Origin of the sequence: Streptomyces sp. XM4193 (genome assembly GCF_023072595.1) — a bacterium.
Classification (GTDB): Bacteria; Actinomycetota; Actinomycetes; order Streptomycetales; family Streptomycetaceae; genus Streptomyces.
Window position 1 is genome coordinate 752,942 of sequence record NZ_JALLGK010000001.1, and the last position, 14,264, is coordinate 767,205.

10 protein-coding genes, 1 tRNA gene, 1 other RNA gene and 2 pseudogenes are annotated in these 14,264 nt (G+C 71.2%); 10 read left to right on the forward strand and 4 right to left on the reverse strand.

The window, feature by feature from the left end; translation table 11 throughout:
* Positions 1-101 precede the first annotated feature (101 nt).
* From MTQ01_RS03195 to MTQ01_RS03205, 3 genes are all read right to left on the reverse strand, one after another.
* Entirely contained in the window at positions 102-2,951 is a 2,850-nt protein-coding gene (locus tag MTQ01_RS03195; RefSeq protein ID WP_247486743.1) for an FtsX-like permease family protein, read from the reverse strand.
* Entirely contained in the window at positions 2,948-3,727 is a 780-nt protein-coding gene (locus MTQ01_RS03200; RefSeq protein ID WP_247486744.1) for an ABC transporter ATP-binding protein, read from the reverse strand. The genes MTQ01_RS03195 and MTQ01_RS03200 overlap by 4 nt, the downstream gene beginning before the upstream one ends.
* Before the next feature lie 88 nt (positions 3,728-3,815).
* Entirely contained in the window at positions 3,816-4,439 is a 624-nt protein-coding gene (locus tag MTQ01_RS03205; protein ID WP_247486745.1) for a PadR family transcriptional regulator, read from the reverse strand.
* 282 nt (positions 4,440-4,721) lie between these two features.
* Here MTQ01_RS03205 and MTQ01_RS03210 point away from each other — a divergent pair.
* Positions 4,722-5,036, forward strand: a pseudogene (locus tag MTQ01_RS03210) (transposase); the annotation flags it as partial.
* Between the two features lie 273 nt (positions 5,037-5,309).
* Here the strand turns inward: MTQ01_RS03210 and MTQ01_RS03215 are convergent.
* Positions 5,310-5,397, reverse strand: a tRNA-Ser gene (locus tag MTQ01_RS03215).
* Positions 5,398-5,470: 73 nt separating this feature from the next.
* Between MTQ01_RS03215 and ffs the strand changes: the two genes are divergently transcribed.
* From ffs to MTQ01_RS03265, 9 genes and pseudogenes are all read left to right on the forward strand, one after another.
* Positions 5,471-5,569: signal recognition particle sRNA small type (gene ffs / locus MTQ01_RS03220), an RNA gene on the forward strand.
* 70 nt (positions 5,570-5,639) lie between these two features.
* Complete coding sequence (locus MTQ01_RS03225; protein WP_247486746.1) at positions 5,640-7,964, forward strand: DNA polymerase III subunit gamma and tau; 2,325 nt, start codon at positions 5,640-5,642, stop codon at positions 7,962-7,964.
* A 191-nt stretch (positions 7,965-8,155) separates the two neighbouring features.
* Complete coding sequence (locus MTQ01_RS03230) at positions 8,156-8,494, forward strand: YbaB/EbfC family nucleoid-associated protein (RefSeq protein WP_211040223.1); 339 nt, start codon at positions 8,156-8,158, stop codon at positions 8,492-8,494.
* A 314-nt stretch (positions 8,495-8,808) separates the two neighbouring features.
* Positions 8,809-9,408 carry a recombination mediator RecR gene (gene recR, locus MTQ01_RS03235; RefSeq protein WP_211040222.1) on the forward strand — a complete coding sequence of 200 codons (600 nt, stop codon included), beginning with the start codon at positions 8,809-8,811 and terminating at the stop codon, positions 9,406-9,408.
* A complete protein-coding gene (locus MTQ01_RS03240) occupies positions 9,356-10,120 on the forward strand; it encodes a DUF5063 domain-containing protein (protein ID WP_374207579.1) in 765 nt (254 codons plus the stop codon). Before recR ends, MTQ01_RS03240 begins: the two co-directional genes overlap by 53 nt.
* Positions 10,121-10,692: 572 nt before the next feature.
* Positions 10,693-10,881: pseudogene (locus tag MTQ01_RS25090) on the forward strand (hypothetical protein); the annotation flags it as partial.
* Positions 10,882-11,402: 521 nt separating this feature from the next.
* The gene (locus MTQ01_RS03255) at positions 11,403-12,497 is read left to right on the forward strand and encodes a hypothetical protein (RefSeq protein ID WP_247486748.1); all 1,095 of its coding nucleotides are present in this window, start codon (positions 11,403-11,405) and stop codon (positions 12,495-12,497) included.
* A 403-nt stretch (positions 12,498-12,900) separates the two neighbouring features.
* Positions 12,901-13,638 carry a roadblock/LC7 domain-containing protein gene (locus tag MTQ01_RS25220; RefSeq protein ID WP_374207580.1) on the forward strand — a complete coding sequence of 246 codons (738 nt, stop codon included), beginning with the start codon at positions 12,901-12,903 and terminating at the stop codon, positions 13,636-13,638.
* Positions 13,639-13,891: 253 nt separating this feature from the next.
* A complete protein-coding gene (locus MTQ01_RS03265; protein ID WP_247486749.1) occupies positions 13,892-14,263 on the forward strand; it encodes a hypothetical protein in 372 nt (123 codons plus the stop codon).
* Position 14,264 lies beyond the last annotated feature (1 nt).

Consider the following 14,264-nt stretch of genomic DNA (forward strand, 5'->3'; position numbering starts at 1 on the left):
AGTCCTCGATTCTGGGCGTCGGTGTATTGGTTGTGGTCTGGCTGTGTTTGCGTGAATGCTCCGCTAAAGCAGTGATTACCCGGACATCCGGCACGAGCGCGTCACCCTGCGCGCCGTGCCAGGGCGGTGCGGGGGGTGGCCAGGGCCGCGGCGAGCAGCCCCGCGAGCACGGGGACAGCCACGGCCAGGAACGCGATGGTCGGCCACGGGAGCACAATCGGGGTGTACGCCGACTGCATCGGTAGGTCCCGCATCTCCGCCAGCGCGGTGCGCAGGTCGGTCAGACGGAGAGCGACCGCGGGTACGAGCCCTGCCGCCGTGCCGAGCAAGACTCCCGTGAAGGCGACTACCAGGGACTGGAAGCCGGGGAGCGAGCGCCCCACCCCCGGAGGTGCGCCCACCGCGCTGAGCGTGGCGAGATCGGCCTCAGCGTCGGCCCTGGAGAGGCCGGTCGCGGTGGCAGCCGCGCCCAGAGTCACGACGGCGGCGAAGAGGGCGAGGATCAACAGGGTCGAATCGTCGTCGCCGCGGGGAGCTTCGGTCGCCGCAATGACCTGAGCGGCGTTTCCACTCCGTGCGATGGCGGCTTCGACGGCCTGCTGCTCGGCCTCCGAGGGGGCGCGGGACAGCGTGTAGACGCTACCGATGTCCTCCACCTGCAGACCGAGATCGGTCGCGGCCTCCTTCGGCATGATCATCCTGATGCCGGGGGTCGCCGCGTAACGGTCCGGCGCGACATACACCTCCAACGAGTCGACGGTGGTGGTGGGCTCCTGGGAGTAGTGCTCCTTCGACTTCGGGTCGCGGCTGCTGTAGGCGTGGACGGCCTTGATCGTGGCCGTACCGTCTTTCGCGTAGGCGGAGTTCAGCAGGACCGGGGTGCCGGAAGCGAGAGCCTTCGCGGCTTCCGGGTCCGTGAGTTTTACGTACGAGTCAAGGAGTTCGACTCCGCCGATGACGATCTTGTGATCGTCACCGTGGAACACCCGCTGCACGTACTTCTCGTCGGTGCAGGCGGGAGAGTCCATCAGGTGTCTGTGCTCGTCAGCGGATATCCGCAGGGCGAGTTCTGTGGCGCCCGCACCCGACAGCGGGCAGGAGTGAGCTGCTCCGGAAGGTTTGACGAGTTCGAGGCTGCCGCAGTCCCTTCCCTCTTCACCCGAGTGGACTGAGCAGTTGCTGCCCGCCCAGGGCCTACCGATGTCGACGGGCGCTCCTTTGAGGGGGTAGTGCTGCTCCACTGCTGCCTGCCCGAGTGACCTCGCGCTGGTGTCGGAAGCCATCAGAGCGGCGGTACCCGCGGTCAGGTTGGGGCGGTGCTCGTGCGCCTCTTCCGCGGTGGTGCTGGCGGTGTACGTGGCGATGGCAACGCTCCCCGCCACTGCGGCCATTACGGCGGCGACAGCAGGTGCGGCACGACCCTGGTTGCGGGCTGCGTCGCGCAGTGCGATGCGGGGGATCAGCGGCAGCCGGCGGCCGAGGCGGCCGAGAACTCCGACGATGACCGGAATGCAGCAGAGCAGGCCCAGTTCGGCGAGGACGGAGCCGACCGCGACCAGCTGGGTGGAACCGTCGAGGCCGCCGTACAGGGCGAGCGCGGTTCCGCCCGTCAGCAGGACCGCGCCGATGGTCGGCAGGGCGCGCGAGTTGCGGCGGGAACCGCGGCGGCCGGTGAGTGACTCCAGAACGGACTGGCGGCCCGCCACGACCGCCGGGGCGAGTGAGGCGAGGACACCAGTGACCAGGCCGATCGCGGCGATGGCGATGATCTCCCAGGGGTGGACGGCAAGTTCACCGAAGCGGCGGCCGCTGAACTCCTCGATCATCGGGCGGAAGAGGAAGGTGAGGCCGAAACCGGCGGCGACACCGGCAACCGCGCCGATTCCGCCGAGCAGGGCGCCACCAGCGAGTACCACGGCCCGGACTTGGCTGCGGGTGCCGCCGCACGAGGCGACCAGACCCAGCTGGCGACGGGAGCGTCGGGCTCCGACGGCGAAGGCCGGACCGGCCAGCAGCACGATCTCCAGGACGGCCATCGCGGCTACGGTGAGGGCCGCCGCGGTCAGTCCGCCGTCGGATTCCTCATGGAAGTTCCCGGCAGCCGGAACTTGGGCGTCCGGCGGCGGGTCCAGGGAAACCTGCCGGGAGGTCACCACCACGCCCTTCTTGTTGGCCGCCCGAACATCCGACCAGGTCACCCCGGCCCCCGGCGGCCCCTTCACCAGCCATGCCGGCTCACTCACCTGAGGCGGGGCAACGCTCTTGTCGCCGGCGGCTGCCTTCTGCCACGGAGCAATCACCGCACCCGGAAGGGCGTAGAGGAACTTCGCTTCAAGGTCGGCGGGAAGTTCCACAAGGCCGGTCAGAGTGTAGGACCGGTCGGGTTCGCGAACGGTGAGGCGGTCGCCGACAGACAGCCCGGAAGACTTCGCGAATGCCGCCGTCGCGGCAATCTCCTTCTCCGACTTCGGGTAGGCGCCGTCGACCAGTTCAATCCGCCCGCGCAGCATCGGGTCACCGGCGTCCACCTCGGTGATCCGGGCATCGGCCATGCCGTGGCGAGTGGTCACGGAAGCGGGGGCGGACTGTTCGGTGAGGTGTCGCGACCCCGTGGGGAGGGCCGCGGGCACATCGACTGTGCGGTCGTCCTCCTCGGAATCCGGGTAGGGAACTCCATCGGGAAGGCGCCACTGATCCGCATCGGAGGGCATCTGCTCGACCTCCACCGGGCCCACGTCCGCTGATACGAACCGGGCGTCGGCTGAGCCGAGTTCCGCTGTCAGCTTCTCGGCCAGGGTGGGCTGAAGGCTGCGGTGGGAAAGACTGGCTGCAGTCACACCCAGGATCGGCAGAGCGATCATCACGGCGACCAGAATGCTGCGGCCCTTGGCCCGCAGCGCATCACGCCGGGCAATGCGGACGGCGGCACGCCATCCGGCGAACGGCCTCACTGGGCGATCCCGGTTTCACCGGAGAGCAAAGAGTCCGCCTGAGTGGTGAGGGTCTGGTCCACGATCGAGCCGTCGCGTACGAAGACGACTCGGTCGGCCCATGCTGCGTGGCGAGGCTCGTGTGTGACCATGACGCCGGCCGCGCCCTGGTCACACCGGGTCCGCAGTAGAGCCAGTACGGCTTCGCCGGTTTCGGAATCGAGTGCTCCGGTCGGCTCGTCGGCCAGCACGAGGCGCCGGTCGCCGACGAGGGCGCGAGCAATGGCGACGCGTTGCTGCTGACCGCCGGACATCTCGTCGGGGAAGCGCTCGGCGATCTTCTCCAGCCTCATCTCGGCCAGTGCGGCGAGGGCCTCCTTGCGAGCCTTGCGCACGGAAACGCCGTCGAGTTCACGGGGCAGCGAGATGTTCTCGACTGCGGTCAGAGCGGGGATGAGGTTGTAGTCCTGGAAGACGTAGCCGATGCGGCGGCGGCGCAGGGCGGCCGTCGCCTTGGGTCCGAGTCCGGCGATGTCTCGGCCCTCGATGAGCACCTGGCCGCTGGTGGCGGTGTCCAGACCGCCGGCCAGCGTGAGCAGAGTGGACTTGCCGGAGCCGGAGGGGCCCATCACGGCGACCAGCTCCCCTGCGCAGACGGTGAGGTGAATGCCGCGCAGAGCGTGTACCTCGGCGATGCCTGAGCCGTGGGTACGGGTCAGCGCCCGCAGTTCGAGCACGGGGTTGCCTGCTGACGGTCCGGAAGAAGGCGTCGGCGCGGCTGGAACAGACGAACGCATAGCGGGGCGAAGCTCCTTCAATGGCAACGCGGCCGGGTCGTACACGTGACAGGGCGCGCATCGCTGAGAAATGCCGGGTCCTGAACTGCTACTTCTGAATGCGAAGCCAGCCGGACCCGGGTGAGGACTGGGATGGGGCTCCTGGATGGACAGCCCCGGCCGGGGACTCGGCGGCGACGGCAGCAGCGAGGCGTACAAGCCGTGATTCGCAGTGGTCGAGCCAACGAGTCTCGGCCTCTGCCTGGAAGATCAGCTGCTCCACCACGAGGAGCCAGGCGACCTCGTCCCGGTTGGTCGGCACCGCAGCCAGGGCCTGGGCCTTGAGCCGGGTGTAGTCCTGCATCGCCTTGAGCGTGTGGTGACGCTGGGACTGGATGACGTCGCGGATCTCCACGCCTGGAGCTCCCACAGCCATGGCGAGTTTGATCGCAAGCTCGTCGCGAGGCGGATTCGTGCGGTCCACGGGCGCCCGGAACCAACTGTGAAGTTCAGCGCGGCCGGCATCGGTGATCGCGTAGAGGTCGTGCCCGGCATCGTCGACTCCGTTCTGCACGACCATGCCGTCACGCTCCAGGCGGCCGAGCGTTGTGTAGACCTGACCGACGTTGAGAGGCCAGGTGGAGCCGGTCGTCGACTCGAACTCGGTGCGGAGCTGGGAGCCGTAACGCGGGCCCCGCTCCAAGAGGGCCAGCAACCCGTGACGAATGGACATACCGAGTATGTATACCGGGTATGTTCCGTGAAAGCGAATGCTTCTGTGGTGGGGCGCCCCCCCGTGCTGCTTCTCTCCCTCTCTCGGAGGGGAGGTGGACTCTCGTCGCAACCTGTGTCCGAACCGCAGATCGGCGTGGGGTGTGCGACGACGCCCTGTGAAGTGCGCGGCTTCGCCGAGGTTCGCGATCGACTCGCTGTGTGCGCGAACCGTTTCTCGGATCGGAGGTCGTGTCCGAGAGGCGCCCCGGCTGTCCCGGGGGCGTTGTTCCAACTGCCTGCGACGTGTTGGCGACTGGCCTCCTGTGCCGGGCTCGCCACGATCGCGAAGTCCTCGGGCACCTCGATCCACGGCGAACGCGCCCCGCGAGGCGGCAACCGGCAGCTCAAGCGAGCCATGTTTGTGTCCGCCTTCGCCTGTATGAACGCCGACCCCGCCTCCGGCGCCTACTACGACAAACAACGCACCCGCGGAAAGACCCACGCCCAGGGTCTACTTCGCCTCGCCCGCCAACACATCAGCGTTCCGCTCGTCATGCTTCGAGACGGCACCTTCTGCGAACCCCGCACACAGCAGGCCATCGAACTCGCCGCATAACCCCACCAATTCGAACCATCCCAAACTCGACAGCGCGCCTTGGCGAGCCGTGGCGGCACTCCCCGGGGCGTGATGGGTGGCCGGGGGCATGTCACCGTCGATGGCGTGTCGACTCCTGCCGGTTCTGCGGTGGGTGCGGTGGGCCCACCTCGTGTGAGGTCGGCGTGCACTGGTCGCTCTCGTGCGTGACGTCCGCCCCGTACGAAGTCGCACGACAACGAAGGCCCCGGCCGCTGAGCGGTCGGGGCCTTCGTTAACAGCCCGGTGAGGCTGTGGCGGAGGATACGAGATTCGAACTCGTGAGGGTGTGAACCCAACACGCTTTCCAAGCGTGCGCCCTAGGCCTCTAGGCGAATCCTCCGCGGCAAACAGTACAGGACCCGAAGGAGTGGTCGCGAACTCGATACCGCCTCCCACCATCAGGTACTGTTGGCGTCAGCCCCTCACGTGGCGCTATCTGACTGAACTCCCCCAGGGCCGGAAGGCAGCAAGGGTAGGTCGGCTCTGGCGGGTGCGTGGGGGGCGTTGTCGTTGTCGGGGAGTTGACCTGCGGAGAGAGCCGGCGGGTCCGGGTTGTCAGTGGGCTCCGCTACGGTCGTACTCGTGTCGTCCCTCGCTCTGTACCGTCGCTACCGGCCCGAGACCTACGCCGAGGTCATCGGGCAGGAGCATGTGACCGATCCCCTCCAGCAGGCCCTGCGGAACAACAGGGTCAACCACGCGTATCTGTTCAGCGGGCCGCGCGGATGCGGCAAGACGACCAGTGCGCGGATCCTGGCGCGCTGTCTGAACTGCGTGCAGGGTCCCACCCCTTCGCCCTGCGGGGAGTGCCAGTCCTGCATGGATCTGGCGCGCGGCGGGGGCGGTTCGATCGACGTGATCGAGATCGACGCCGCGTCGCACGGCGGTGTGGACGATGCGCGTGATCTGCGCGAGAAGGCGTTCTTCGGGCCCGCCTCCAGCCGGTACAAGATCTACATCATCGACGAGGCGCACATGGTCACCCCGGCGGGCTTCAACGCCCTGCTGAAGGTGGTCGAAGAGCCCCCGGAGCACCTGAAGTTCATCTTCGCGACGACCGAGCCCGAGAAGGTCATCGGGACGATCCGTTCGCGTACGCACCACTATCCGTTCCGGCTGGTGCCGCCCGGCACGCTGCGCGACTACCTCGCCCAGGTGTGCGGCCAGGAGCAGATCCCGGTCGAGGAGACCGTGCTGCCACTGGTCGTTCGGGCCGGCGCGGGTTCGGTGCGGGACTCGATGTCGGTGATGGACCAGCTCCTCGCGGGGGCGGGTGAGCAGGGTGTGACGTACGACATGGCGACCGCGCTGCTCGGTTACACGGACTCGGCGCTGCTCGACTCGGTGGTGGAGGCGTTCGCCACAGCGGACGGCGCGGCTGCTTTCGAGGTAGTGGACCGGGTGATCGAGGGCGGTCACGATCCGCGTCGCTTCGTGACCGATCTGTTGGAGCGGTTGCGGGATCTGGTGATCCTGGCCGCGGTGCCCGACGCAGCGGAGAAGGGCCTGCTCGACGTACCGGCCGATGTGCGGGAGCGGATGGAGGCGCAGGCGTCGGCGTTCGGGCCCGCGGAGCTGAGCCGGGCCGCCGATCTGGTCAACACCGGGCTGACGGAGATGCGTGGGGCGACCTCGCCCCGGCTCCAGTTGGAGTTGATCTGCGCTCGGGTACTGCTTCCGGCGGCGTACGGCGACGAGCGGGCGATGCAGGCGCGGCTCGACCGCCTGGAGCGCGGTGTCGCGCTCGGTGGCGGGGCGGTGCAGGGCGGTCCCGTTCCCGGTGCGGGGGCCGTCGCGGGGCCGCCGGTCGGCGGGCCCGGAGTCGAGGGTCCGGTGCAGGGCGGCCCGGTGCAGGGCGTTCCCGGTGGGGCGGAGGCGGGCCCGCCTCCGCCGTCGGCGCCTCCGCAGGCTCCGGTTCCGGTGAGCGGCGGCGGAGAGCCCCGCAGACCGGGTGCGTGGCCGTCGGGTTCGGGCGCGGCTCAGTCGGACGCCACGTCCTCGCTCGAGGGGGACTCCGCCGGTTCGTCGGCGGGTGCGAGCGCGGGCTCGTCCGGCGGCGGTGCGACGGCGGATCTGGCGCAGGTGCAGCGGCTGTGGCCGCAGGTGCTGGACGAGGTCAAGAGCAGACGTCGGTTCACCTGGATCCTGCTGAGCCAGAACGCCCGCGTCAGCGCTTTCGACGGCAAGACGGTCCAGCTCAGCTTCTCCAACTCCGGTGCGCGCGACAGCTTCGGCAGCGGTGGCAGCGAAGAGGTCCTGGTCACTGCCCTGCGCGAGCGTTTTCAGGTGGAGTGGAAGATCGAGACGGTGGTGGACGCGGACGGCTCCGCCGGCGGGCCCGGCGGGCCGGGGGGCTTCGGCGGTGGTCCCGGTGGCCCGGGTGGCGGGTTCGGCGGTGTCGGGGCGGCCGGTGGCGGCTTCGGCGGCGGCCCGGCGTTCGGTTCGGGAGGGCCTCAGGGCGCTCCCGGCGGCCACCCGGAGCCTCCCGACCCCGGGCCCGGGGGCCCGCACGGCTCCACCGCGTCGGCGCCGTCCGGCCAGTCCGGCGCCGAGGCGTACGGGGCTTCCGGGCCGCGGTCGGGTGCGGCCGAGCCGGTCGGCGGCCCGTCCTCCGGCGGGCAGAGCGGGCAGAGCAGACCGGGTGGACAGGGCGGACAGGGCGGCGGGCAGGCAGCCGGCAGTGCGCCGGGTGGGGAGCGGGAGGCGCGTCCGGCTGCTCAGGAGCCGCCCGCGTCCGGCGGCTACGGCGGTGGCTACGGAGGGGGTGCCTCCGTACCGCATGTCAGTGCCGAGGACGATATTCCGCAGGAGGACGACGCTGATCTCGACGAGTCGGCGCTCTCCGGCCACGAGTTGATCGTCCGGGAGCTGGGCGCGACGGTGATCGAGGAGATCAGTCACCAGTGACCTCCCGGCCGTCGCGCGGAGCACGTAGGCTCGTCGTGACGGCAGTGCTGTCGTATCGGTCCTGTCATCGGGGCGGTGGCGGGGCGCGGCTGTGCGGATCCGCCCCGGCGGCGTCCGAGGAGCTGCGCGGTGGAAGCAGTGCAGCGAGCAGGTCCAGTCAAGAGCAGTCGACTTCTACAAGGAGCGAAGCCGTGTTTCCCGGTGGTGGGCAGCCCGACATGCAGCAGTTGCTGCAGCAGGCGCAGAAGATGCAGCAGGATCTCGCCGAGGCACAGCAGGTGCTGGCCGAGACCCCGGTCGAGGGTTCGGCGGGCGGTGGCCTGGTGAAGGCCACGGTCACGGGTTCGGGCGAGCTCAAGGCCCTGGTGATCGACCCCAAGGCCGTCGACCCGGAGGACACCGAGACGCTCGCCGATCTCGTGCTGGCCGCCGTGCGCGACGCCAACAGCGCTGCCACGCAGCTCCAGCAGGAGAAGCTGGGTCCGCTGGCGCAGGGCCTCAGCGGCGGTATGCCGAACCTGCCGATGTGAGTCGCGGGGCGGTCAACGCCCCGCGGTGACAGGGCGGTCGGCCTCCTCGGAGGCCGGCGCGCCCGCGGCGGTGCCGCCAACGGGCGGCGCGGGAGAGGGATTTGCCCGTGCGGCGCGGTGGCGCAGCGGTACGGAGGCACGGAACGGCGGCACAGTGCGGTGAGGTGCGGCCGTACGGCGCCGGCGCAGCCCGTGCGGTGTCGCGGAGTCGGCGCCGCGGAGTCGGCGTCGTGCGTGCGTGCTGTGGATGCGTGGCGTCGCAGGGTCGGCGTCGCGGACAGGTGCGGGGCAGGCAGGAAAGGAAGACAGCGACCGTGTACGAAGGCGTGGTTCAGGACCTCATCGACGAGTTGGGCAGGCTGCCCGGCGTCGGTCCCAAGAGCGCGCAGCGGATCGCCTTCCATGTGCTCCAGGCCGACCCGGCGGACGTGCGCAGGCTGGCGCAGGCGCTCAACGAGGTGAAGGCGAAGGTCCGTTTCTGCGCGGTCTGCGGCAATGTGGCGCAGGAGGAGCAGTGCAGGGTCTGTCTCGATCCGCGCCGTGACGCTACCGTGATCTGTGTCGTGGAAGAGCCCAAGGACGTGGTGGCGATCGAGCGGACCCGGGAGTTCCGGGGCCGGTACCACGTGCTCGGCGGCGCCATCAGCCCGATCGAGGGCGTCGGACCCGACGATCTGCGGATCAGGGAGCTGCTGGCGCGGCTCGCCGACGGCGCGGTCACGGAGCTGATCCTGGCCACCGACCCCAACCTGGAAGGGGAGGCGACCGCCACGTATCTGGCCCGCATGGTCTCTTCCATGGGCCTGAGAGTCACACGGCTGGCGAGTGGTCTGCCTGTCGGGGGAGACTTGGAGTACGCCGATGAAGTCACGCTTGGCCGTGCCTTCGAGGGGAGAAGGTTGCTTGATGTCTGACGCCGATACCGCCACCGCCACTGTCGACGGGCAGGTGCACCGCGCTGAGCGCGTCGCGCACACCGACAGCCCGGACGACTTCGCCGTGCAGATCTGCGACCAGGTGGAGAGCTTCATACTCGCTGTCACCGAGGTCGCCAAGGGCGACGATCCCGACAGCGCAGTGCCGTATCTGCTGCTCGAGGTCTCCCAACTGATGCTGGCCGGCGGTCGGTTGGGCGCCCACGAGGACATCCTTCCGGAGGAGCGGTACGAGCCGGACATCGGCCCCGAGCCCGATGTGGACGAGTTGCGGGAGCGGTTGGCCAAGCTGCTCGAGCCGGTTGACGTCTACTCCGAGGTCTTCGACCCCTACGTTCCCCGCAGTACGCCGGTCGCGTGCCGGATCTCCGACGATCTGGCCGATGTGCTGACCGACCTCAGGCACGGCATGGCGCACTACCGCGCCGGCCGGGTCTCCGAGGCGCTGTGGTGGTGGCAGTTCTCCTACCTCTCCAACTGGGGCCCGACCGCCTCCGCGGCGCTCAGGGCGCTCCAGTCGCTGGTCGCGCACGTACGGCTGAACACCCCGCTCGCGGATCTGGACGGGCTGGACACCGACAACGACGCCGAGGGCGACGACATCGAACTGGAGCGGGCCGCGGGAGCGGTCATGGCCGCCGAGATCGGCGCGCCGCTCGGTATCAAGCCGCGTCGACGCCAGGGAAGTTAGGGGCGCGGCGGCGCGCTGCCGTGCGCCGGCCGTCCTTCACCTCCGCCGCTGCTGTGCGAAGCCGCTCCTCGTGCCCGAGGAGCGGCTTTCGCCGTCCGGGCCACGGACGACGGCGCCCGCACCCGCTGCGCGACTCCGGCGGGTGGGCGGAGCGGGTCCCGGGTACGGGTGGCTCCGAGGCGCGGCGCAGGCGCGGGGTATGCCCACGAGCGCCACGAGCGACCGCCACTGCGCCCCCGAGCGCCGACGAGCACGGGCACGGCACACGGCATGAGTACGGCAGGCAGCACTGATGCGGCACACGGCACGCGGTACGGGTACGGGTGCGCAGGGCCGAGGTGCGTCCGGCAGGGAAGTGCGGGGTGGCGGGTGCCGGGGGTGGGCGTGTGAAACGCGTGGCGTCCGGGGCCCGAGTTGTGCCTGGGGCAACTGCCAAAAGGGTTTGCTCAGAACTCTAGTGGCATGTGCACCTATGCGGAGCAAAACGCGGGAAATCCTCCAAACGGGCATCCACGGTCCGTAGCTTCGTCCTCACCGACACTCGAACGAGTGGCGACGGGAGGGGAGTTGACGTGCCCGGGATCGACGCGTGCTTACTGGAAGCCATGAAACTGCCGGGTGCGCGTGGCGCCGCCGTGGTCGACTGGACCAGTGGGCTTGCCCTCGGGACGGTGGGGGAGTCGCCGGCCGGCGATCACGAGGTGTCGGCGGCCGAGACCGCCGAGCTCGCCCGGATGGCCGCCGAGCAACCCTCCTTCGCCGTACGGGAGTTCACCGGACGTACGCACAACCCGCCGCCCGCGGCCGGGTTTTCCGTTCCTGACCGGGACGCTCCGGCGGGCGGTGGGGCCGGTGGCCCCGTCGCCGGTCCCGGGCGGCACGGGCCTGCGCCGGGAGGCTCCCCGTCGGAGGGCTCCCCGTCGGAGGGCCTTCCGGCGGAGCGGGGCCGCGAGCCGCAGCCGAACCGGGTGCCGTCGCAGGGCCCGCGACCCCCGGCCGAGGACCGCCCCGGCAGCCCCCGCACCGCCGGCGGCCCCGGCGCCCGGCCCGCGGGTGCGAACGCGCATCCCGTGCCGGCCGGTGCGCACGGGGCCTACGAGGTGCCGCCCCTCGCCTGCGAGGACGTCATCGTCAGCGCCAGCGACAGCTACCACCTGCTCCACTTCGTCCGCACCGACATCGACAGCAGCGTCTTCCTCTATCTGTGGCTCCGCCGCGACGACGGCAACCTGGCGCTCGCCAGGCTCCGGCTGCGGGACCTCGCCGACCGGTTGGTGTGGGAGTGAGACCCGCCGACGTGCGCGAGGACGGGTTGGAGGTGCTCGCCCGGCTGGCGGCCGAGGGTGCCACCGGTGCGCTGTTCGGGGAGGCGGGCGCGGTGTATCTGCAGGCCGGTCAGGTGGTGCACGCCGAGAGTCCGGCCGCCCCCACCATCGGTGAACTGCTGGTACGGGCGGGCCGGACCGCCGCCGACGCCTGGCAGTCCGCGCTGCGGCAGAGCGAACGTCGCGGCCGGGTCGCCCACGCGCTGCTCGCCGAGGGCCGCGTTGCGCGCGGCCAGTTGGAGATATGTCATCTCGGCGCGCTCTACGACGCGGCCTGGTTCGCGCTCGGCGGCGACCTCGCCCCGCTGCGGTTCCGGGCGGGCGCGGACCACTGGCTGGGCGCGATACGCCCGGTCCCGGCGGCGGTGGTCGACCGTGAGGTGCGCCGCCGTTGCCGACTGCTGAACGCGCCGCCGCAGCCGCAGGCCGCCGCCCCCGTCCGCCCCAGCAGTGCGGCGCTGGCGGCACGCGCCGGCGGGCGGCCCTGGCGATGTGCCGGGCTGCCCGCCGTACCGCCCCGCAGGCAGCCGGTGCTGACCGCCGCCGACGGTGCGCGTTCGGCCACCGACATCGCGCGGCTGCTCGGCCGGCCCACCTTCCATGTACTGCTGGACGTACGGAGGTTGGCGAACGCGGGCTATCTGGAGCCGTTGCGCGCCCAGTGGCCCGCTCCAGCCGCCGGGGACGCCGCCGCACGCCGTCCCGTGCTGCCCCGGAGGGTGAAGGAGCCCACCGCCTACGCGGCCGGATGGGCCCGGTACGCCCTCCCCGGTTCCGATTCCGGGCGGCAGACCGGGCGCGAGCCTGTGCGGGACGCCGGGCGGGACGCCGAGCGCCTGCCCGACCATCGGCGGACGACCGACCACGGGCGAACGACCGGCCATCTGCGGGTGCCCGATGCTGCGCCGAGGCCGGGACCGGCCGCGCGCGGGCGCACCCCCGACCACGCCGCAGCGGTCGGTCCCGATCTCGCGCCGGACTCCGCCCACGGCGCGGAACCCGACATCGCCCTGCTCCGCCGAGTCCGCGACGCCCTGGAGGAGAAGCTGTGAACCCCCGTCCACGCCGCAGCCCGCGCAGCCACCATCCGCGCGACCACCCGTACGTCGGGCGGGACGCGCTGCCGTACGCGCCGACGCCGCCCCGGCCGTACGCACGACCGACCGTGCCGGCGTACGCGCGGCTGTGTTCGCGTCCGCGCAGCCGTACGCCCGCGAGCCTCGCCGCGCGCCCGTTTCTCGGGCGGCACGCGCCAGGGCTGCATGCCGTGGCGCTGCGTGCCGAGGAGTTGCGCGCGGCCGGGCTGCGGGCTCTGGAGCGGTGCGCACCGGCCGCCGCGCGACGCAGGGCTCTGCCGGTCGGTGGCCGGTGCCCCCATGCGGTTGCCCCGTGTCGGGAATGCTGCGCGTCGTGATGCGGCGCGCTCTCAGACAGCTCACCGGGAGGAGACAGCTGATGGCCCCGGAGCCCGTGGCGCTGGACGAACTGGTCGATGAACTGCGGCAGTTGAGGGCGCGCGTTCCCCATCTGACGGGCTCGCTCGCCGCCAGCGCCGACGGTCTGGTGCTCGCCGCGGACACCGAAGGGGTGGAGGCGGAGGGGACGGCCGCCCTCACGGCTGCCGCGCTCGGTGTCGCGCTGCGGCTGGCGGACGTCACCGGCAGCGGCGGCTTCCGCGAGCTGGTGCTGCGCGGCGAGACCGGCTATGTGGCGACGTACGCCGCCGGCCCCTCCGCGGTGCTCACCGTGCTGGCCGAACCCCGGGCCAACGTCGGCCGGTTGCATCTGGAGGCGCGCCGCGCGGGCGTCCGCATCGCCGAACTGCTCCACCAGGGCGCCGCACCCGCGCCGGGTCGGAGCCGGTCGGAGCCCGCTCGCACCGCCCGTACGCGCTCCCCGTTGCCGCGCCGCCGACCGGACTCCGGTACGGGCCCCGAGGCCGCCGCCGGTCCCGGCTCCGCCCCGCGCCGCGACTCGGCCGGCGGTTCCGAGCCGGCCGGCGCCCCCGAGTCCTCCGCCGAGCCGCCACCGGCCCGCGCCCAGCCGCTCCCGCCCGGTTCGGCGACCGCACCGCAGGCGCGCACGGCTGCGCCTACGGCGGCGGGCCCGTCGGGCCGTACGGATGTCCGGCGGGGTGGCGGGGCGGCCGGGGCCACCGCCGGCAATCCTGCCGACGGCCCGCGCGAACCGTGAACACGCCGAAGCCTGAACACGCCGAAGCCTGAACGCCTCGAAGCCTGAACGCCTCGAAGCCTGAACGCCTCGAAGCCTGAACGCCTCGAAGCCTGAACGCCTCGAGCCGTGAACGCCCGAGCCGTGAACACGCCGAATCGATACCGCCCCGAATCGATACCGCCCCGAACCGAAACCGCCCCGACCGTGAACACGCCGATGCGTGAGCACGCCGAACCGTGAACACACCGACGCTGGAAGGAAGTTGACGATCATGGCCAATACCGAAGCCTCCCTCAAGGAGGCCATGACGATCGACGGCGCGATCGGCGCCGCTCTCGTCGACTACTCGAGCGGTATGGCGCTCGGGACCACCGGCGGCACCAAGGACCTCGACCTCAACGTCGCCGCCGCGGGCAACACCGATGTCGTGCGGGCCAAGGTCCGCACGATGGAGCATCTGGGGCTCCAGGAGGAGATCGAGGACGTCCTCATCACCCTCGGCAGCCAGTACCACCTGATCCGGCTGCTCCGCTCGGCGTCCGACAACGGTCTCTTCCTCTACCTCGCGCTCGACCGCGGCCGGGCGAACCTGGCGATGGCCCGGCACCAACTCAGAAAGATCGAGGGCGAGTTGGAGGTCTGAC

Bases quoted from the DNA above. Each gene is read 5' to 3' on its own strand.
- MTQ01_RS03240 (WP_374207579.1), top strand. From the start codon at position 9,356: ATGAAGTCACGCTTGGCCGTGCCTTCGAGGGGAGAAGGTTGCTTGATG.
- MTQ01_RS03205 (WP_247486745.1), bottom strand. From the start codon at position 4,439: ATGTCCATTCGTCACGGGTTGCTGGCCCTCTTGGAGCGGGGCCCGCGT.
- MTQ01_RS03200 (WP_247486744.1), bottom strand. From the start codon at position 3,727: ATGCGTTCGTCTGTTCCAGCCGCGCCGACGCCTTCTTCCGGACCGTCA.
- MTQ01_RS03265 (WP_247486749.1), top strand. From the start codon at position 13,892: ATGGCCAATACCGAAGCCTCCCTCAAGGAGGCCATGACGATCGACGGC.
- MTQ01_RS25220 (WP_374207580.1), top strand. From the start codon at position 12,901: ATGGCCCCGGAGCCCGTGGCGCTGGACGAACTGGTCGATGAACTGCGG.